General features: G+C 68.1%; 20 protein-coding genes and 1 tRNA gene. 14 read left to right on the top strand and 7 right to left on the bottom strand.

The window, feature by feature from the left end; all coding sequences use genetic code 11:
- Positions 1-38 precede the first annotated feature (38 nt).
- From J2Y69_RS09820 to J2Y69_RS09870, 11 genes are all read left to right on the top strand, one after another.
- A complete protein-coding gene (locus tag J2Y69_RS09820) occupies positions 39-818 on the top strand; it encodes a 3-oxoacyl-ACP reductase (protein ID WP_310020105.1) in 780 nt (259 codons plus the stop codon).
- Complete coding sequence (locus J2Y69_RS09825) at positions 811-1,533, top strand: gamma-glutamyl-gamma-aminobutyrate hydrolase family protein (RefSeq protein ID WP_310020108.1); 723 nt, start codon at positions 811-813, stop codon at positions 1,531-1,533. Before J2Y69_RS09820 ends, J2Y69_RS09825 begins: the two co-directional genes overlap by 8 nt.
- Before the next feature lie 113 nt (positions 1,534-1,646).
- Positions 1,647-2,510, top strand: coding sequence for a ParA family protein (locus tag J2Y69_RS09830; RefSeq protein ID WP_310020110.1), 864 nt, complete (start codon positions 1,647-1,649; stop codon positions 2,508-2,510).
- The gene (locus J2Y69_RS09835) at positions 2,494-3,351 is read left to right on the top strand and encodes a segregation and condensation protein A (protein WP_396653075.1); all 858 of its coding nucleotides are present in this window, start codon (positions 2,494-2,496) and stop codon (positions 3,349-3,351) included. The genes J2Y69_RS09830 and J2Y69_RS09835 overlap by 17 nt, the downstream gene beginning before the upstream one ends.
- Positions 3,341-3,928 (top strand): SMC-Scp complex subunit ScpB, encoded by a 588-nt coding sequence (scpB, locus tag J2Y69_RS09840; protein ID WP_310020112.1) that lies wholly within the window; start codon positions 3,341-3,343, stop codon positions 3,926-3,928. The genes J2Y69_RS09835 and scpB overlap by 11 nt, the downstream gene beginning before the upstream one ends.
- On the top strand, positions 3,925-4,737 hold the full coding sequence (locus tag J2Y69_RS09845) for a pseudouridine synthase (RefSeq protein WP_310020114.1): 813 nt from the start codon (positions 3,925-3,927) through the stop codon (positions 4,735-4,737). Before scpB ends, J2Y69_RS09845 begins: the two co-directional genes overlap by 4 nt.
- A complete protein-coding gene (locus J2Y69_RS09850; protein WP_310020116.1) occupies positions 4,734-5,855 on the top strand; it encodes a prephenate dehydrogenase in 1,122 nt (373 codons plus the stop codon). Before J2Y69_RS09845 ends, J2Y69_RS09850 begins: the two co-directional genes overlap by 4 nt.
- Positions 5,848-6,543: a (d)CMP kinase gene (cmk, locus tag J2Y69_RS09855; protein WP_310020118.1), complete on the top strand. Its 696-nt coding sequence runs from the start codon at positions 5,848-5,850 to the stop codon at positions 6,541-6,543. The genes J2Y69_RS09850 and cmk overlap by 8 nt, the downstream gene beginning before the upstream one ends.
- The gene (gene der / locus J2Y69_RS09860) at positions 6,536-8,056 is read left to right on the top strand and encodes a ribosome biogenesis GTPase Der (RefSeq protein WP_310020120.1); all 1,521 of its coding nucleotides are present in this window, start codon (positions 6,536-6,538) and stop codon (positions 8,054-8,056) included. The genes cmk and der overlap by 8 nt, the downstream gene beginning before the upstream one ends.
- 229 nt (positions 8,057-8,285) lie before the next feature.
- Positions 8,286-9,362, top strand: a complete 1,077-nt coding sequence (locus tag J2Y69_RS09865) for a Glu/Leu/Phe/Val dehydrogenase family protein (protein WP_310020121.1) — start codon at positions 8,286-8,288, stop codon at positions 9,360-9,362.
- A gap of 462 nt (positions 9,363-9,824) precedes the next feature.
- Positions 9,825-10,832 carry an NUDIX domain-containing protein gene (locus J2Y69_RS09870; RefSeq protein WP_310020123.1) on the top strand — a complete coding sequence of 336 codons (1,008 nt, stop codon included), beginning with the start codon at positions 9,825-9,827 and terminating at the stop codon, positions 10,830-10,832.
- 218 nt (positions 10,833-11,050) lie between these two features.
- On the opposite strand, the gene J2Y69_RS09875 is transcribed toward J2Y69_RS09870, so the two are convergent.
- The 4 genes from J2Y69_RS09875 to J2Y69_RS09890 form a co-directional block, all read right to left on the bottom strand.
- Positions 11,051-11,410 carry an RNA-binding S4 domain-containing protein gene (locus tag J2Y69_RS09875; protein ID WP_310020125.1) on the bottom strand — a complete coding sequence of 120 codons (360 nt, stop codon included), beginning with the start codon at positions 11,408-11,410 and terminating at the stop codon, positions 11,051-11,053.
- A complete protein-coding gene (locus J2Y69_RS09880; RefSeq protein WP_310020127.1) occupies positions 11,407-12,114 on the bottom strand; it encodes a lysoplasmalogenase in 708 nt (235 codons plus the stop codon). The genes J2Y69_RS09875 and J2Y69_RS09880 overlap by 4 nt, the downstream gene beginning before the upstream one ends.
- A gap of 118 nt (positions 12,115-12,232) precedes the next feature.
- Positions 12,233-12,976 carry a pyridoxine/pyridoxamine 5'-phosphate oxidase gene (locus J2Y69_RS09885; protein WP_310020129.1) on the bottom strand — a complete coding sequence of 248 codons (744 nt, stop codon included), beginning with the start codon at positions 12,974-12,976 and terminating at the stop codon, positions 12,233-12,235.
- Entirely contained in the window at positions 12,973-13,554 is a 582-nt protein-coding gene (locus J2Y69_RS09890) for a GNAT family N-acetyltransferase (protein ID WP_310020131.1), read from the bottom strand. The genes J2Y69_RS09885 and J2Y69_RS09890 overlap by 4 nt, the downstream gene beginning before the upstream one ends.
- Before the next feature lie 129 nt (positions 13,555-13,683).
- Here J2Y69_RS09890 and J2Y69_RS09895 point away from each other — a divergent pair.
- Positions 13,684-13,760: transfer RNA gene (locus J2Y69_RS09895), tRNA-Pro, on the top strand.
- Here the strand turns inward: J2Y69_RS09895 and J2Y69_RS09905 are convergent.
- Positions 13,739-15,226: a recombinase family protein gene (locus tag J2Y69_RS09905; protein WP_463675503.1), complete on the bottom strand. Its 1,488-nt coding sequence runs from the start codon at positions 15,224-15,226 to the stop codon at positions 13,739-13,741. The genes J2Y69_RS09895 and J2Y69_RS09905 overlap by 22 nt on opposite strands.
- Positions 15,227-15,916: 690 nt before the next feature.
- On the opposite strand from J2Y69_RS09905, the gene J2Y69_RS09910 reads away from it, so the two are divergent.
- Positions 15,917-17,476: a thymidylate synthase gene (locus J2Y69_RS09910; protein ID WP_310020133.1), complete on the top strand. Its 1,560-nt coding sequence runs from the start codon at positions 15,917-15,919 to the stop codon at positions 17,474-17,476.
- Positions 17,473-18,627, top strand: a complete 1,155-nt coding sequence (locus J2Y69_RS09915; protein ID WP_310020135.1) for a nucleotide kinase domain-containing protein — start codon at positions 17,473-17,475, stop codon at positions 18,625-18,627. Before J2Y69_RS09910 ends, J2Y69_RS09915 begins: the two co-directional genes overlap by 4 nt.
- A gap of 15 nt (positions 18,628-18,642) precedes the next feature.
- Here J2Y69_RS09915 and J2Y69_RS09920 read toward each other — a convergent pair whose 3' ends face one another.
- Positions 18,643-19,272 (bottom strand): Nmad2 family putative nucleotide modification protein, encoded by a 630-nt coding sequence (locus J2Y69_RS09920; protein ID WP_310020136.1) that lies wholly within the window; start codon positions 19,270-19,272, stop codon positions 18,643-18,645.
- A gap of 14 nt (positions 19,273-19,286) precedes the next feature.
- Positions 19,287-19,754, bottom strand: coding sequence for a TIR domain-containing protein (locus J2Y69_RS09925; protein WP_310020138.1), 468 nt, complete (start codon positions 19,752-19,754; stop codon positions 19,287-19,289).
- Positions 19,755-19,815 lie beyond the last annotated feature (61 nt).

Here is a 19,815-nt window from a genome sequence, read left to right on the forward strand (position 1 = left end):
AGGACAAGACCACGATGAAAGGCAGACAGGAACACACGATGGGAAAGCTCGAAGGCAAGATCGGCGTCATCACCGGCGGGTGCAGCGGGATCGGACTGGCGACCGCGCGGAAGTTCGTCGCCGAGGGGGCGAAGGTCGTCATCGGCGACCTCGACACCGAGAACGGCCCCCGGATCGCCGAGGAGCTGGGAGGCCTGTTCGTACAGGTCGACGTGACGGACGCGGATCAGGTCGAGGCGCTGTTCGCGCAGGCGAAGGAGAAGTACGGGCGGATCGACATCGCGTTCAACAACGCCGGGATCTCGCCCGCGTCGGACGACTCGATCCTGAAGACCGGGATCGACGCGTGGAACCTCGTGCAGGACGTCAACCTCACCAGCGTCTACCTCTGCTGCAAGGCGGTGCTGCCGTACATGCTGGAGCAGGGGAGCGGGTCGATCATCAACACGGCGTCATTCGTGGCGATCATGGGGGCCGCGACCTCGCAGATCTCCTACACCGCCTCCAAGGGCGGCGTGCTGGCGATGACCCGCGAGCTCGGCGTGCAGTTCGCGCGGAAGGGGATCCGCGTGAACGCGCTGTGCCCCGGACCGGTGAACACGCCGCTGCTCCGGGAGCTGTTCGCGGCGGACCCCGAGCGCGCGGCGCGGCGTCTGGTGCACGTGCCCATGGGGCGGTTCGCGGAGCCGGAGGAGATCGCCAACGCGGTCGCCTTCCTCGGCAGCGACGAGTCGAGCTTCATCACGGCGATGGACTTCCTCGTGGACGGTGGTCTGTCCAACGCCTACGTCACGCCGCTGGAGGCCGACTTTGAGTGACCTCCCGGTCATCGGGATCACCACCTACCGGCAGCGCGCCAGCTGGGGCACCTGGACCGACGTGCCCGCCGACCTGCTGCCCAGCGACTACGCGCAGGCGGTGGAGCAGGCGGGCGGCGTCCCCGTGCTCCTCCCGCCCGTCGCGTCGGACGCCGCGGCCGCGGCGGTGCTGGACCGGCTGGACGGCCTGCTGATCGCCGGCGGGGCGGACATCAACCCGTCCCGCTACGGGCAGCAGCCGGATCCGCACGTGGTCACCTGGTACGACGACCGCGACGCCTGGGAGCTCTGGCTGCTCGGCGAAGCCGACCGGCTGCGGCTGCCGGTGCTCGGCATCTGCCGCGGGATGCAGATGATGGCGGTCTCGGCAGGCGGCGCGCTCGTGCAGCACCTCCCGGACGTCGTCGGCCACGACGAGCACGCCGGGGGAGCGTCGTCCTACCGCGGGACGGCGGTGCGGGTGGAGGGCGGGCGCCTCGGCGCGCTCGTCCCCCCGGAGACGACGGTGCCGAGCCATCATCACCAGGCCGTCGCCGAGCATCCCGGTTTCCGGGCCGTCGCCCACGATGACGACGGCGTCCTGCAGGCGATGGAGGCGGACGGCGACCGGTTCGCCGTCGGGGTGCAGTGGCATCCGGAGACCGCCGATGATCCAGGGGTCTTCGAGGGGCTGGTCGCGGCCGCCCGCGAACGGAGTGCCGCGCGCCGGCCCTGAGCGCGCGGATCAGGGGCGTGCGGGGCGTCGAACCGGCGGATCGCCGGGGCGTCCCCGCACGCTCCCGCGCGCCGGTCGCTACAATCGAGCGAGCACCGAGAAGCGGGAGAACTGTGGCTAAGAAGGCGAAGGACGACGTTCCGATCGGACCGACCGGGCGTCCGTATCAGGGATTCCCCATCCCCGCGCCTCTGACCGCGCACGGACCGGCGCGCATCATCGCGCTGTGCAACCAGAAGGGCGGCGTCGGCAAGACGACCACCTCGATCAACCTCGCCGCCTCGCTCGCCGAGTACGGGCGCAAGGTGCTGGCGGTCGACTTCGACCCGCAGGGAGCGCTGTCGGCGGGCCTCGGGATCCCGACCCACGACATCCCCACGATCTACGACCTGCTTCTGGACACCAAGCGCGACGTCCACGAGGCGATCGTGCACACCGGGGTGGAGGGGCTCGATCTCATCCCGGCGAACATCGACCTCTCCGCGGCCGAGGTGCACCTCGTGAACGAGGTCGCCCGCGAGACGATCCTCTCCCGGGTGCTCCGCCAGGTCGCCGGCGAGTACGACGTCGTCCTCATCGACTGCCAGCCCTCGCTGGGCCTCCTCACGGTCAACGCGCTCACCGCCGCCCACGGCGTCCTGATCCCGCTCGAATGCGAGTTCTTCGCGCTCCGTGGCGTCGCGCTCCTCATCGAGACCATCGACAAGGTGCGCGACCGGCTGAACCCCTCGATCACGCTCGACGGACTCCTCGCGACGATGTACGACGCGCGCACCCTCCACTCCCGCGAGGTGCTGGAGCGGGTCGTGGAGGCGTTCGGGGACGACGTCCTGGAGACCGTGATCGGCCGCACCGTGAAGTTCCCCGACGCCTCGGTGTCGGGGGTCCCGATCACCGAGTTCGCGCCGGAGCACCCCGCCGCACAGGCGTACCTGCGACTGGCCCGGGAGCTGGTCGCCCGTGGCGCCGTCGCCTGACGACGCCGCACCGTCGATCGCCGAGCCCGGCGGGATCGAGGACGGACCGGTCGGCGACCCCGCGGGCTTCCGCGTCTCCCTGTCCAACTTCGACGGCCCGTTCGACCTGTTGCTGAGCCTCGTCTCGAAGCATGAGATGGACATCACCGAGATCTCGCTCAGCCGGGTGACGGACGAGTTCATCGCGTACCTCCGCGAGCTCGGGCCGGACGAGGACCTCGACGAGGCGTCCGAGTTCCTCGTCGTCGCCGCGACCCTCCTGGACATGAAGGTCGCAGGGCTCCTGCCGCAGGGCGAGCTCGTGGATGCGGAGTCGGTGGCCCTCCTCGAGGCCAGGGATCTGCTCTTCGCGCGCCTGCTGCAGTACCGCGCGTTCAAGGAGGTCTCGGCCTGGTTCGCGCGCTGCCTGCAGTACGAGGACCGGCGCCATCCTCGTGCCGTCCGCCTGGACGAGAAGCATCGCGGGCGCACGCCGGAGCTGGTGTGGACGCTGAGCGTCGGGGACTTCGCCGCGCTCGCCCTCCTCGCCTTCACGCCGAAGGAGATCCCGCACGTCGGGCTCGACCACCTGCATGCGCCGCTCGTGAGCATCCGCGAGCAGGCCGCCGTGGTCGTCGCGCTGCTGCGCGGCACCGGGGCGCTGAGCTTCCGCGAGCTGGTCGCCGGGGTCTCGGAGCCCGGGATCGTCGTTGCCCGGTTCCTCTCGGTGCTCGAGCTCTACCGGCATGCGGCGCTGTCCTTCGAACAACAGGAGCCGCTCGGCGAGCTGACGCTGCGCTGGTCGGCCGAGACCTGGTCCGACGAGATGCTCGCGACCCTGGGAGCAGACTATGACCGATGAGCAGGACACCGCGAGGATCGATGCGCCGCTGACCGAGCGGCTGGAGGCGATCCTCCTCATCATCGACGAGCCGCACAGCCTCGTCTCCCTCGCCGCCGCCGTCGGTGCTCCCGTGCCCGCCGTCCGTCAGGCGATCCAGACCCTGGCGGACGACTACGACGGCAGGGGGCGCGGGCCGCGCCGCGGATTCGAGCTGCGCGAGGTCGGCGGCGGTTGGCGGCTGTACGTCCGCGAGGACTATGACGACCTGGTGGCCGACTTCGTGGGAGGGCAGGCGCCGGCGCGGCTCTCGCAGGCGGCGCTGGAGACGCTGGCGGTGATCGCCTACAAGCAGCCCGTGACCCGCGGGCAGGTGGCCTCGATCCGCGCGGTCAACGTCGACTCGGTGGTGCGCACGCTGCTCGCCCGCGGCCTCATCACTGAGCTGTTCCAGGACTCCGAGACCGGAGCGATCAACTACGGCACCACCGATGCGCTGCTGCAGAACCTGGGCATCAACTCGCTGGACGAGCTGCCCCCCATCTCGCCGCTGCTCGACGACGGTGCAGACGGCTTCGACGAGAGGACCCCCCGATGAACCCCGATGAGCCAGAAGGCGTCCGACTGCAGAAGGTGCTCGCGAACGCCGGCGTGGCGTCGCGTCGCGTGGTCGAGCAATACATCGTGGAGGGCCGGATCCGGGTGAACGGGATCGTGGTCTCCGAGCTCGGCCGGCGGATCGACCCCGAGCACGACCTCGTCGACGTCGACGGCACGGCCGTGCAGCTGGACACCAGCCGGCGCTACGTGATGCTGAACAAGCCCACGGGCGTCGTCAGCTCGATGAAGGACGAGAAGGGACGTGCGGACCTCCGCGGCTTCACCGCGGAATGGCCGGAGCGGCTCTACAACGTCGGGCGCCTGGACGCCGAGACCAGCGGGCTGCTGATCCTCACGAACGACGGCGATCTCGCCCACGTCCTGGCGCACCCGTCGTTCGGGGTGACCAAGGTGTACATCGCCAAGGTCGACGGCCGCGTGACGCCGCAGACGATCGCGCGCCTCACCAAGGGCATCGAGCTGGAGGACGGCCCGATCGCCGCGGACAAGGCGCGTCTCCTGGACGCCTCGGGATCCGTGCGCGACGGCGGATCCAGCCTCGTGGAGCTCACCCTGCACTCCGGGCGGAACCGGATCGTCCGCCGGATGCTGTCCGCGGTCGGCCACCCCGTCACCGAGCTCGTGCGCCGGCAGTTCGGCCCACTGCACCTGGGAACGCTCCCGGCGGGGAAGACCCGCGAACTGACTAAAATCGAACTCGGTGCGCTGTTGACCCTCGCGCGCCGGGATTCCCCTGCGGATGCATCGCCGGGCGGGGCGCAGACCGACACGCAGGAGAACGAGTGAGCGATACGAGCACAGCACAGGGCGGACGGGCCTCCCGTCTGTCCGGCACCGTGCGCATCGTCGGCGCCGGCCTGCTCGGCGCGAGCATCGGCCACGCCCTCTCCGCCAAGGGCGTGGACGTGGTGCTCTCCGACACGTCGCCGGGCCAGCTGCGGCTCGCCGTGGACTACGGCGCAGGACGGATCGAGCGCGCGGACGACGCCCCGTCGCTCGTCGTGGTCGCCGTCCCGCCGGACGTGACAGCCGACGTCGTCGAGGCGGAGCTCGCCCGCTTCCCCGAGGCCGTGGTCACCGACGTCGCGAGCGTCAAGCTCGAGCCGTACCTCGTGCTCCGCGGACGCGGCGTCGACCTCTCCCGCTACATCGGCTCCCATCCGCTGGCCGGCCGGGAGCGCGGGGGAGCGATCTCCGCGCGCGCCGACATCTTCATCGGCCGTCCCTGGGTGGTCTGCCGCGACGGGGAGACGCGGCCCGCCGACCTCGCGCTCGTCGAGGGACTGGCGCTCGAGCTCGGCGCGACGCCGCTGGAGATGACCCCCGAGGAGCACGACCGGTCGGTCGCGCTGACCTCGCACGTTCCTCAGGTCGTCGCGAGCCTGCTCGCCGCGCGCCTCGCCGACGCCGAGGACAGCGCGCTGCGCCTCGCCGGCCAGGGCGTCCGCGACACCACGCGCATCGCCGCATCGGCGCCGGAGCTGTGGGTGCAGATCCTCGGGGCCAACGCCGCGCCCGTGGTCGAGGTGCTCGACGCGCTCGCCGCCGATCTCGCCCGCGTCTCGGACGCGCTCAGGGATCCGGAGCGCGGCGGCGCGCGGCGCACGGTCGCCGAGGCCATCCGCCTCGGCAACGAGGGCGTGGAGCGGCTGCCGGGCAAGCACGGCCAGAACCGCCGGTTCGAGCAGCTCGTCGTCATGGTGGACGACACGCCGGGTCAGCTCGCGAGGCTGTTCGGCGAGCTGGGCGAGCTCGACGTGAATGTGGAGGACCTGCGGCTGGAGCATTCCCCCGGCGCGCAGTTCGGCCTCGCGGAGATCAGCGTCGCCCCGGCGTCGCTGCGCGGGGCGATCGAGGGACTGGAGGCCAGGGGATGGCGGATCGCGGGCACGACCAATGACTGATCCGTTCATCGTCGCCGTCGACGGTCCCGCCGGCTCCGGCAAGTCCAGCGTCGCCAAGGCCGTGGCCCGTCGGCTCGGCTACGGCTACCTCGACACGGGCGCCGCCTACCGCGCTCTCGCCTGGCACGTGCTCGACCGGGGCGCCGACACCGACGACGTCTCCGCCGTGCGCGCCGCGGCCGCCGACTTCGCACTCGGTCAGGGGCTGGACGCCGATGACCGTCGTGTGTTCGTCGGGGAGTCCGACGTGACCGACGCGATCCGGGAGCCCCGCGTGTCCGCGGCGGTGAGCGGTGTGGCGCGCGTCCCGGAGGTGCGCGTGCAGGTGAACGACCTGTTCCGCCGCATCGTCGCGGACTCTAGCTATCCTGCGGTGGTGGTGGAGGGTCGCGACATCACGACCGTCGTCGCCCCCGACGCCCCGGTGCGGATCCTTCTGACCGCGGCACCTGACGTGCGCGCGGCCCGCCGCGCGGGCGAGCTCGCCGGGGAGGACTCGGCCGTCGTGGCCGAGGCGCTCCACCGGCGCGACGCCTCCGACAGCGCCGTGGTGGACTTCCTCACGGCAGCACCCGGGGTGGAGGTCGTGGATTCCAGCGACCTCGACCTCGACCAGACCATCGACGCCGTGCTCGCGGTGATCGAAAGAAGAACGACACCCCCGCAGCAAGGAGCCGAGAATGGCTGACGACGAGTACGAAGGCGGCGACGACCGCCTCGCCGAGAAGCTGGACGCCCTGGACGAGGAGCTCGTCGAGTCGCGCGCCGCGACCCTGCGCGCGAGCCTGGAGGACTACGACCTGGACGACGAGGACGCTTCGCTCCTCGAGGGTCTGACGCGGGGTGAGGACGGGATCGAGTACCTCCCGGCCCTCCCCGTCGTCGCGATCGTCGGTCGCCCGAACGTGGGCAAGTCCGCGCTCGTGAACCGGATCCTCGGGCGCCGTGAGGCGGTCGTGGAGGACACCCCCGGCGTGACCCGCGACCGTGTGACGTACAAGGCCGAGTGGATGGACCGTCGGTTCTCGCTCGTCGACACGGGCGGCTGGGAGCCGGACGCCAAGGGCATCGATCGCTCGGTGGCGGCGCAGGCCGAGGTCGCGATCGATCTGTCCGACCTCGTGCTGTTCGTGGTCGACGCGAAGGTCGGGGCGACGTCGACCGACGAGCACGTCGTCCGCCTCCTTCGCAAGAGCGGTAAGCCGGTCTTCCTCATCGCGAACAAGATCGATGACGCCCGGCAGGAGCCGGAGGCGGCGGCGCTCTGGAACCTGGGGCTGGGGGAGCCGTACCCGGTCTCGGCCATCCACGGCCGCGGGGTCGCGGACGTGCTGGACGCCGTGATGGAGAAGCTGCCGGAGGTCTCGGCGGTCGCCAAGCACGAGATCGGCGGTCCGCGCCGCGTCGCTATCCTGGGTCGCCCGAACGTCGGCAAGTCCTCGCTGCTGAACAAGGCGGCGGGCGAGGAGCGGGTCGTGGTGAACGACCTCGCCGGCACCACGCGCGACCCGGTGGACGAGATCGTCGAGCTCGGCGGGAAGCTGTGGCGTTTCGTGGACACCGCGGGCATCCGCCGCCGGGTCCACCTGCAGCAGGGCGCCGACTTCTACGCGTCGCTGCGGACCTCGACCGCGCTGGAGAAGTCCGAGGTCGCGGTCGTCGTGCTGGACGTCAGCCAGCCGATCAGCGTGCAGGACCTCAACATCATCGACCTCGTGCTGGAGTCGGGTCGTGCGCTGGTGCTCGCCTTCAACAAGTGGGACCTGCTGAACACCCCGCAGTACGAGGACATCGAGCGTCGCCGGTACCTGGAGCGCGAGATCGAGCAGGACCTCGCGCACGTGGCCTGGGCGCCGCGGGTGAACATCTCCGCCCGGACCGGCCGTCATCTCGACAAGCTGGTCCCGGCGCTCGAGACCGCGCTGGAGAACTGGGACCGCCGGATCCCGACCGGCAAGTTCAACGCGTTCCTCACCGAGCTCGTCGCCGCGCACCCGCATCCGCTCCGTGGCGGGAAGCAGCCGCGCATCCTGTTCGGCACGCAGGCCTCCACCCGCCCGCCGACGTTCGTGCTGTTCACGACCGGGTTCCTCGACCCCGGCTACCGCCGCTTCATCCAGCGACGGCTGCGCGAGCTGTACGAGTTCGACGGCACCCCGATCGTCATCAACATGCGTGTCCGGGAGCGCCGCCAGCGCTGAGCGGGGCGTGCCTCGCGGTTTCTGCCCCGCCGTGGCAGTTCTTGTGGGTTGAGCGCCTCGTGAACCCGCAGATACTGCCACGTCGGGGCACATACGTGCGTCCGGAGCGCGGGTTTCGTCGATGTCGACAATGGCCTCCGCCCCGCAGCTGCGGCAAGATGGGAAGTGGATTCCGCAACGCCGCGGCGTCCATTGAGCACGCCCACAAGGCACGCCGAAAGAGGACGCGATGACGCACACCCTGCCCCTGCCCGATTTCACCCACGAGCGCGTGGAGGTGATCACCGGCCGGCGCAGCGGACTGTTCATCGCCGTGGCGCTGCACTCGTCGGTGCTCGGATCCGCTCTCGGCGGCGCGCGGCTGTGGACCTATCCGCACTGGAGCGATGCTCTGGGCGATGCCCTGCGGCTGTCCGCCGCGATGACGCTCAAGAACGCGACCGCGGGTCTCGACGCCGGTGGCGGGAAGTCGGTGATCGGCCTCGCGGAGGGGCAGGTCCTCGACGCCGAGCAGCGCAGGGCCGCATTCCTCGATCTCGGTGACGCGGTCGAGTCGCTCGGCGGGCTGTATCGCACGGCGGAGGACGTCGGCAGCACGACCGAGGACATGCTCGTCGTGAGCGAGCGCACCGCGCATGTCGTCGGCCTCCCTGACGCCGTCGGCGGATCGGGCGAACCGGCAGGGCCGACGAGCCTGGGCGTATTCTCTTCGCTGCGGGCGGTGCTGGAACACGTCGCCGGTTCGGGGCAGGTCGCCGGTCGGCGCATCACGATCTCGGGACTCGGTCAGGTCGGCGGACGTCTGGCCTCGCGCCTCGCACAGGAGGGCGCGGTGCTGACCGTCACCGATGTCTTCGCGGGCAAGCGCGCATTCGCCGAGAGCCTCGGGGCGACCTGGGTGGAGCCCGGCACCGAGCACCGGGTCCTCGCCGACGTCTTCGTGCCGGCCGGGATCGGCGGGCTGCTGACCGACGCGGTCATCGACGAGCTCGATGCCGCCGCGGTCTGCGGGCCGGCGAACAATCCGCTGGCCGAGCACTCCGGCGCCGAGCGTCTCGCTGCGCGCGGCGTGCTGTATGCGCCTGACTTCGTGGTGAACGCCGGGGGAGTGATCTACCTCGACCTCGAGGCGAAGCACCTCGGAACCCGCGAGGAGATCATGGATCGAGTGTCCGGGATCGGCGACACGGTCCGTCGGATCCTCGACGATGCGGCCACCCGCGGCATCACGCCGCTCGCTGCGGCTGAGGAACTCGCCGCCGCCCGCCTCCGTGCCGGCGCGGCCGGGGCTTCTGTCCGTCCCTGACGTCCCTGACGTCCCTAACGCACAGGGCACGTGTGGTCGGGTCTTGTCGTCCTGCCCCGGCCCTTGCTTGCCCCGCCGTGGCAGTTCTTGTGGGTTGAGCGACGCCTGAACCCACAGAAACTACCCCGGCGGGGCACCTGCTGTGGGTTGGGCGTCGTGAGGCTTGAGAGCAGGGGTTCCCGCCAGTGAGGAGCGCCGGGGCGCGCAGAAACTGCCCCGGCGTGGCAGGTTCTGCGGGTTGAAGAGGTACTGAACCCACAAGAAGTGCCACGCCGGGGCAGGAGCGGGCACGAAAGGGCAGGAGCGGGCAGGGTGGGCAGGGCCAACGGGCGGCCACGCTGCGCGGCGATCCAGCGGGCCTTCACCTGCATCACCCGATTACACCGATCACCTCGATCACCTCGATTACGCCCATCGGCACCAGGCCGTGCCCCGAAGCCCGGGCTGTGAAAGGCTGAAGGGGTGACGATCGTTCCTCCGAGCCCTGGCGAGCCACGACGCCCGGACGGTCCGCGAGATCCCGGCGATGCCTGGGTCGTCGCCGACACAGGCGAGCGCTACTGGGGGCGCTTCGGAGCGGCGGGACTCCTCGCCGTCGATGCTGAGCGCGGCGTCCTCCTGCAGCATCGAGTGTCCTGGAGCCATTTCGGCGGCACATGGGGGCTGCCCGGCGGTGCGCTGCACCAGGGGGAGAGCGCGCTGGACGGCGCCCTGCGCGAGTCCACCGAGGAGGCGGGGATCCCGCGAGGCGCCGTCCGCCCGCGTTTCGCGAGCATCCTCGACCTCGGCATCTGGTCGTACACGACGGTCGTCGCCGACGTCGTGGTCCCCTTCGAGCCCGTGATCAGCGATCCCGAGAGCGTCGCGCTCGAATGGGTGGCTCTCGACCGGGTGGACGAGCTGCCTCTTCACCCTGGATTCGCCGACGCGTGGCCGCGGCTCCGCGCACTCCTCGCGCAGCGACCGGCGATCGTCGTCGACGCTGCGAACGTCATGGGATCGGTGCCGGACGGCTGGTGGAAGGACCGTGCCGGAGCCGCTGATCGTCTGCGTGACCGGCTCACAGCCTGGCTGCACGGCGGCGTGCTCGCCGAGGACGGCTCCGAGACCGAGCTGACCGGGACCGAGCTGACCGGAGCCGCTGATCGGGCGCCCGAATCCGATGCACACGAGGATGCCCGAGAGCCGATCCAGACTGCGCCGACCGCTGATATCCGGTGGTATCCGACCGTGACGATGGTGGTGGAGGGTGAGGCTCGTTCTCTTGCCGACATCGATCATGGGCCGATCATCGTGCGACGGGCCGCCGGTCACGGGGACGATGAGATCGTCGAGGCCGCCCGCGAGCTGCAGTTCGCCGGGCATGCGACGACGGTCGTGACGAGCGACCGCGAGCTGCGAGCACGGATCGAGGCCCTCGGCGCGCGGACGGTCTCCGCGGGCTGGCTCCTCCCCCGTCTCCCGCGCTGACGGAGGGTTTGGCACAGTTGCCGCCCGCCCCGCGAGACGGCAACTGCGTTCCCAAACGGCGGGATTATCGCGCTGTCTCGTGGCGCAGTTGCAGTCTCGCGGACTCATACCGGCGTGAACCCGCCGGCCGCAGCCCACAACCGCAGCCCACGGGCCGCAGCTCGTAGCCGCAGCCCCAGGTCACGAAGCCCTCGATCGGCTCCCGGGCCACGACCGGATCAGCGGCCGCGCAGGCGGTCGATGTCGCGGCGCTCGCGTTTGGTGGGGCGCCCGGCACCGCGGTCGCGGAGGCCGGCCGCTGCCACGGGCTCGCGAGGCGGGGTGCGATCCTCGGCGGCGAGGGCGGCGAGCGGGGCGCCGATGCGCTTCGTGATCGTCTGGCGCACGACGAGGATCCGGTCGAACCCCGCGATCCGTACGCGCAGTTCGTCGCCGATCTTCACCGGCTGCGCGGCTTTCGCGCGATCGCCGTTGACGCGTACGTGTCCTGCGCGGCACGCGGTGGTGGCGGCGGAGCGGGTCTTGTAGACGCGGACGGCCCACAGCCAGCTGTCCACGCGGACCGATCCCGCGCTCATCCGAAGACCGAGCCCTCGGCTCGTACGGACGTCTGGGCCTCCGTCTTCCGCAGCGCGCGGAGGGCTCCGGCGATGATCAGCCCTTGGCCGAGCGTGTAGGTGAGCATGACGGCGGGGCTCGTCCATGCGGGCATCGCATCGGGGAGGAAGAGGCGGAAGGCGAGGATCGTGTCGCTGGCGAGGAAGAACGCGCCTCCCCAGGCGATGAGCGGCAGGCAGCGGGCGGAGCTGGCCGCGGTCCCGGCGAGGACGATCCCGTAGAGGGCGACGCCGATCAGGAGCGGGCCGGTGTGCGGTCCGAGCACGACCAGCATCAGGAGCCACCACAGGGCATAGGCGACCGTCCAGAACGGCAGTCGCCGAACGCGCAGTGTGCGCAGGAACAGCGCGATGTATGCGATGTGGGCGAGACCGAAGAACCCGAGCATGAGGGGCAGCTCGGGGAGCGCGGGGAAGAAAGCACCGGCTTCGTCGCCGAGCCAGGAGAACGCGAGGGCGACGATCATCAGCACCGCCGCGCTCCGCGGGCCGATCCGCCGCCAGGCCAGCACGACGGGAAGGGCGAGGAGCGGCATGAGCAGCATCTTCGTCGGGGGCGCGAGCGGACTGTCCACCGCGAGGGCGCCGACGTGCACGACCGAAACCAGGATGTACGGAAGGAACGGCCAGAGGGCGCCGAATCGGGAGGGGGTGCCGCGCTGCATCCCTCCATCGTAGGTGGGGCGTGGCGTCCTCCTCAGATCCGTCCGTCGTCTGGCTGCTGTCGGCTCACGGACCGCCTCGGCAGGGGTCTCGGATGCCAGGTGTTTTCGCATCAAGCGTTCAGGCCCAGAGCCGTTCGTGGTTCCATCGATCTCCGTCGCGGTGGTAGCGCAGACGCAGATGGCTGCGGTCGGGGGAGCCCTGCCAGAACTCGATCGTCTCGGGGCGGATCCGCCAGACAGTCCAGTCTCGCGAGATCATCTCGGGACGGTCTTGGACGCGGTCGAGCGAATCGGCGATCAGGGCGCGTGGATCCTCGTCGATGCCGATCGGGTCGCTCTGGCGGCCGAGAAGCGTGATGGCGCGGGCGTCGAGCGGGCGGGCGAGGAAATCGGCCGCTGCCTCATCGGCGGTGGCGGGGATCGCCGTGCCGCGGATCCGGATCGCTCGGGCGAGTGGGGTCCAGAAGAAGGAGAGCGCGCATGCGGGGTTCGAGCGGAGCTGGGCGGCCTTGGCGGACTCCCCGCCGGATGCGATCTCGAATGATCCGTCGGGCGTGATGTCTTTGAGGGCGAGGACGCGGGCGTCCGGTCGGCCCGAGGCGTCGACGGTCGAGAGCGTCGCGGCATGGGCTTCAGGGACACCGGCGCTGATCGCGGCATCGAGCCATTCGAGCACCAGTTCACGAGGAGATTCCGGTGCCAGCTGCGGATCGAACGGCGGCGGGGAGCCGACGATCGCGGGCAGGGCTCGGAGCCGTTCACGGAGCCGTTCGTGGAGCGTCGGCGTGGAGTCCACGTCGTCGAGCGCGGTCGGTCGCGATCCGCGCGGGCCTGACGTGGACGGAGGGGACGTCCCGCTCATCGGACGGCCAGGGTGACGAGGGGACGTCCGGTCTTGAGCTCACCGGTCGGCGTGAACCCCGCCGCAAGAAACGTCGAGAGAGCGCCGTGGAAGAGCTCGCTCGACGAGGTCTTCCGCACGCTCGTGTCGATCGGATAGCCCTCGATCACGCGGGCACCGGACTCCCGGGCGTAGGCGACAGCCGCATCAAGAAGGGCACGGTTCAAGCCCAGGCCACGGTGCTCGCGCCGGACGCTGAAACAGGTCACCGCCCAGACGGACTCGTCCTCGAAGGGCTCGGTCGTCGCCGCAGCGATCGCGCGGGTGCGGGCGAGGCGCGCCTGATTCGTCCGAGGTCCGACCCGGATCCACCCCGCAGCCTCCCCATCGACGTAGGCAACGATCCCGGGCGGGGGACCGGCCTCGATCTCGGACTCGAGCAGCCCTTGGCGCTGTTCCTTCGTCGTCGTGGTCCATTCCTTGTTGACGAGGACCGGCCAGACGCACTGACAGCTGCGGCCATCGCCGCCGCCGGTGAGGGTCTGCTGCACGTCCTCCCACTGCGCGATGGTCGCGGGCGTCGTGGTGATGGTGCTCATGTCGGCACGCTACGCCCGGCCACGGACATCGGCAACGAGAGCCCGCCACACCCGGCCTGGCCGGTTCGCGAGCACCCCGCCGGGTCGGCTAGGATGGGGGAGTTGCCCGCGCTCCGGCGCGGTCGTCCACGGGCTGTGGCGCAGCTTGGTAGCGCACTTGACTGGGGGTCAAGGGGTCGCAGGTTCAAATCCTGTCAGCCCGACCAGAAAGTCGCGGAAACTCACGGGTTTCCGCGGCTTTTTCGTTGGTGAGATTTGATCCAGTCATCACAAACCCATCTTTTTGACCCGTCTGCGACCCTCCCTGGCTGCTGTAATCCGGCAAAGTCGCGACTGCTCCGGTTGATCCCCGTCGTCGTGGGTGTGTGCTCCGCACCTGTTCGACATGAGCACCGAACACCGCACCGCAGACAACCCCTGGGGCTCGAGCCTTTGCTCGACGTCGGCGAGTTGGCCGCCTACCTGGGCGTGCCCGTCTCGACGGTCTACGACTGGCGCACCCGCGGCCTCGGACCTGCCAATGCAGCTCGATCTCCTTGCGCCGGTGAGTGGGGATCTGGATCCGTTCGTAGGCGTCCTCGACGCGACGCTCCACGTCGCTGATACGTAGCGCGCTCTGTGTGCAGCGCGGTGTGCCGTGCTGGCGGCCGGAGCAGACGAAATAGTCGTAGACGCGCCCGCTCTTCGACCGAGCGTTGTGGACCAGCAGCCGGCGTTGGCAGTTGAAGCAGCGGACCGTGCTCTTGAGGTAATGCGTGTGGATGCGGCTGCGTTCACCCTGACGCCGAGAGGCGAGGAGGCGTTGGACGGTATCCCAGGTCTTCGCCGGGATCAGCGGCTCGTGGCTTCCTGCATGCTGTGCACCGTTCAGCGTGACAACGCCTTTGTAGTACGGGTTCGCCAGGACACGATGAAGGCTCGCGACAGTCAGCGCTGCGGGGGAGCGGGAAGCAGTCGCCCGAGTTCGCAGTCCTCTGTCAGTGAGTGCTGAGGCGAGCTGAGCGACGCTCCACTCGCCGGTGGTATAGGTGTCGAATGACCAGGCGATGTGCGGCGCCCGTTCGTGGTCGAGTTGGATCGCTCGATACTCGCGTCCGTCCTCAGTCTGGTGGCGGACGTTGAGATAGCCGATCGGCGCCCGCCCCGGTGTTCCGCCCTGGATGGCCTTCTGCCGCATGCCCTTCATGACCTCTTGCGCGAGGTTGCGCGAGTAGAACTCCGCGATCGACGCCATGATCCCGTGTAGGAGCGTGCCGTTCGGCGTCGTGTCGATGCCCTCGGCACTTGATACGAGACGGGCGCCTGCAGCATGAACGGCCTGGGTGATCGCGATGTCGTCGGCTCGAGACCGAGCGAGGCGATCGAGCTTGTGAACGATGACGTAGTCGACGGGGTGCTCTCGGATGTAGGTGAGCATTCGTTGGAGCTCTGGGCGGTCGATGCTCCGTCCTGAGCGTCCGCGGTCGACGAACTCGGCTGCAACGAGGGCTCCCAGCCCATGCGCGTGCTTTCGGTTTGCGTCACGCTGGGCAGGGATGGAGAAGCCGTCTCGCTCGCCTCCACGGTCAGCTTGGAGAATCGTCGAGACACGGATGTACGATACGGCTGACTTCAGCGGAGATAGGTCAAGGACAGAAGCGGCAATTTGAGGGAGATCGGAGGCGTCGTTCACCCAGCTAACAGTGGCTGCGCGATATGAGATCGACACTGATGTTTGAGGAGTCGAGAAACAGCGGATGTATAGGGCTATTGGCAGCGCCACGCCGACGTGGAAGATAGCCCGCTCAAGTCGAGCCCCGATATCCTCGGTTCGGAACCTGCCACGTTCGACCGCGCCACTCCGGACTGAGCGGCAAGCGTCCGCGCACATGCGGGTTTTTGCGGCGCGTTCACCGACCTCGTGCTCTGCGAACTGGACGCGTCGGGGACTGCGTTGGGGTACCCCGCGATGCTCCTTGTCGTGCCGCACCAACCTCACCGCCACCTGGTGTATCGCTGACCATCGAGGATGGTGATTGAGAATGGTCCACCCCGAGTTTGTGTCCCTGCTGGAGGAGAATGGTGCAGTTCTTCGTCGACGGGCCGACGGCGGTACTGCCCGTTCTTCACACCTGGAGTCACGAGGCCGCGATTCGGCACCGATCTCGTCGTGTTGACCAAACTGCGTCGTACAGGGAAGCTTTGCGCAAAGACACTGACACGGCCGAACTAGTGGTTGAGCGAACTGATACGACCGTCCACGAGGATCTGATCTGGCAGTCTCTCATCTACGACACGGCTAGGTTGCGGTCCTCGATCGCCGGATTTGTCCGAGCACACGGAATACTCGATCTCAAGATCTAAGCGGCTCGGGAGGGTATGCATGCTCTATCGCAACGCTGCGCGGGCCTTCATCGCCGAGCTTGCCGAGATTCGTTCGAGTGGGCGACCGGTGACAGTTCGCGGACTGCCGACTCACGAGCGCCTCGCACGTGCTGTGACTTTGGCGCGGCCAACAGAACGATTCATCACGATACCGGGTCGTCGTAACGATGTGTTCGCGACCATCGCCGAGACGATGTGGGTGCTCGCTGGGCGCAATGACATGGAGTATCTAGCCCGCTATCTCGGCCGCGCGCTGCAGTTCTCGGACGACCAGGTGACGTGGCGGGGAGGCTATGGGCCACGGTTGCGCGACTGGAAAGGAGTCGATCAACTGGATGAGATCCGCAAGCTCCTCCGTTCGGACCCTCAGTCCCGCCGGGCGGTCGCTGTCTTGTTCGATCCGGCGCGCGACTTCGCGGATACGCTCGATGTGCCCTGCAATAACTGGCTGCACTTCCTCATCAGGGATGGCAGAGTCCACCTCAACGTGACCGTGCGTTCCAACGACATCCTATGGGGGTTCTCCGGCATCAACACGTTCGAGTGGAGCGTGCTGCACGAGATGATGGCCTTCTGGCTCGGTGCGCGAGTCGGTCACGTGTCGTTCTTCATCTCATCCCTACATCTCTACGACGAGCGAAACGGGCAAGCTGACCGCGCGCTCGCCGGGTTTGGCGGCGCCACCGGCTACGAGGAGGCATGGGCGGGCGCTCAGTTTGGGACTCGATGGGAGGACTTCGCGGGCGTGCTCGATCGCTGGTTCGATATCGAAGCTCGGCTGGCGTCCGGGGAGGACTGTTACGAGGAGATCGCTGGCTTCCCCGACCCGCTACTGCGTCAGTTCCTTCAAGCGATCGCGATCAAATGGGCGATCGTCGCAGGTGCTGACGGCGCCCGGCAGCGTGAACTCGTCGACGATCTTGGCCACAGCGATATAGCGTTCGCGCTTCATGAACAACTGTTTCGAGACGCTGCTCAGCTACTATCCCAGCCCGTCTCCACCGTGGAGTGGGTCGACCTGCGCGAGTCGGTCATCGCCTTGCATCGTTCGAAGGACGCCGCCTACGGCAACTCGTGGAAGAAGCGAGGAGAGCTGATCAGCATTGCCGCCAACCTCGCCCGCAAAATCGATCGCATCGATCAGGTGGTGGGTGGTGCGGCAGCCGGGAGAGAAACCCTTCTGGATACTGCGGTCGATCTCCTTGTGTACGCGGTCAAATATGAGACCTTCCTCGCGGACCAGTCGGCCGACGTCGCTGATCATCTCTTCACGAGCGGCGGTGAGCGGTTTAGCGACGGCCCGAATGGTTTCGAGGAGCTCATGCGGGCGCGTGACGTCGACGGAGAGGTTAGGACCGCCCGTGCAGAGGCCGCAGGGGCCTCGACGGCGTTCAATGAGCTGGATGCCTTCCTCCAACTCCACCCGCAGGGCGAGTGGATGGAGAAGCTTGCACTGGCCGAGCGCCTGACGGCGACCGCGTTACGCCTCGTGCTTGCAGTCGCGCGGTCCGACCCGGATGGAGTCGACACGCTACGCCGCGATGCGGTGCGGTCATGACGGCGGTTCTGGTCGGCAGCGACGCATCCGGGGGAGATGATGGAGCGAACCATTGGACAACGGGTCGGACTTGCATCTCCCACGAGAAGCGAATCACCGTAGGCAGCGCAGAACGGAGACGGGCACGGGTTATGCGAGCACCAACTCCCCGGGACGGGGTCTACGAGATCTATTGGAAGTTCGCTGCTGAGCGCCAGCACGTGTTTGAGGCGCGCATCGCTGGGGCTCCCGGGCCGTGGACGCAGGACCGGATTCTCCAGGAGTACAAGTTCTGCAACGTCTATCGGGCTGCTGACCGTGTCAGCCAGTACCTCATCCGTGACGTCGCTTACCGTGATGACGACTCAAGCCCTGCCGATCGTCTGTTCCAGATCGTCGCGTTCCGAAACTTCAGCAATGTCAGTACGTGGGAGACCGTCGTCGAGATACTTGGCCGGTCGCCTCGGATTGCCGATCTAGACTCGGGTTTGTTCGAGGCTACGCTCACCGAGGCGAAGAACCGCAACGGAGGCCTCTACACAGGGGCCTTCATCCTCTGTGCCACAGACGCTTACGGTCGAAAGACCAAGCATCTGAACCATGTAGAGCTGTTCCGGGATATGTTCGTGCGGTCGCGCCTTGCCGAGCAGGTTCTTGAGGCGGAGTCGCTGGAAGAGGTCTACGACCTCCTCCACACTTTCCCTTTGATGGGGGATTTCATGTCCTATCAGATGGCGATTGACCTGAACTATTCGGAGCACGTGAACTTTTCTGAGAACGACTTCACGAAGCCTGGTCCGGGCGCTTTGCGCGGCATTAAGAAGGTGTTCTCCGACCTGGGCGGTTTTACGCCGCAAGAGGTGATCATGTGGATGGTCGACAATCAGGAGGCCGAGTTCGCCCGTCTGGAACTTGACTTCAGCGGCCTCTGGGGCCGGCCGATACAGGCGATCGACGCTCAGAATCTCTTTTGCGAGACGGACAAGTACTGCCGTGAGGCGGTTCCGGAGCTTGCTAGCGCGAGAAGCCGGATCAAATCGCGGTACGTCTCCACGCCCGAGCCGATGACGCTCTTCTTCCCGCCCAAGTGGGGGATCAACGGCCACCTTCCTCAAAACGAGGTGCTGGGCGATGAGCTCGTGCGTGCGCGCGTCCTCGAGCCCATGTTCTAGATGAGAGCGTGGGGCTCACGCGGCTGCTGTTGCGGGCTGGCGACGCCGTGGCCAGTCGTGCGGGCGTCCCTGCACTCCCGGTTCGAGTGATCGCACCCACTCGATGATTGCAGCGACGTGCTCGTCGGTGAAGTTGCTGCGGTATGCAGGTGCCGTGTGCACGAGGTCGAAGCCGTAGTCGTTGCGCAGCGATTCGGGGATGACCGGGCCGTCTCCGCCGAAGTACACGAACTCGTCTCCGAGCATCACTCGTTCGTTCTTCGTGTCGCGCAGCATGTGTCGCGTCTCTAGTGAGCCGTCGGCTTTGCTGTGGCGGGAGTTCTCTTGTATCCATTCACCGTCTGGATCCCGGTGGTAGATGTTGTCACCGAAGTGCTGCATGCGGCTGCCCCGAAGGTTTGGCCGTTTCTCGGCGAAGCGCTCATCATCCCAATATTCCTGGAAGCTCACAATCTCTGCGACGCGCATCGCGTAGACGAGGTTGCCTGCTTTGCCGTTCGGCCGGGAGCCGGTGCCGACTATCCAGTCGTCGACCTGGGCGACCTTGCGGATGTCCTGCTTGCAGGTGGCAAGAGAGCAGACACCGTGAAAGGGATTTGGCGCGAACCCGACGTCGTAGCGCACGATGTAGCTGAACACCTTCACGCTCGACATCCCCGTCAGCAGGCAGCCCGCGGGATGGACTGTACAGGCGCGGGCGCACCGCTGGGCTCTGTCCAGTTGTCCTTGCCCTCAAGCGCGTCGATGATCGCCTGGGCATCCCAGTTGACGATCGCGTTCGCGTAGTCTTCAAGCGGTTCGGGCATGTCGTCGTGCGTTGTACCTGGTGCCCAGACTCCGACGATCCGCTTGTCGGGGAACTTGCGGGCGTACTCGATCTCCCAGTCAACCCACTCGTGGTTCTTCGTGTCGGGGGAGATGATGACGATGATCTTTCCCGCCCATCGGATCTGGTCCGCCAGGAGCTTCCTGATGTAGTCGGGGCTCTTCGCGTTGTTCGGGGTCTCGCTCGTGATCGAAGAGTCTCGAATCTCGGCTCCGCTGCCGGCGAGCATCTTCTTGAGATCTCCGACCAGCGCGTCGTCCTCGTGACGATGGCTGATGAAGATATTGTGTTTGTCGCTCATGTCGGGCTCCTCCCTTCCAGGGATAGTCTACTTTTAGCCACCGACATCGCCCCGATGAGGC

The sequence above is a fragment of the Microbacterium resistens genome, assembly GCF_031456305.1.
GTDB lineage: Bacteria > Actinomycetota > Actinomycetes > Actinomycetales > Microbacteriaceae > Microbacterium > Microbacterium resistens_A.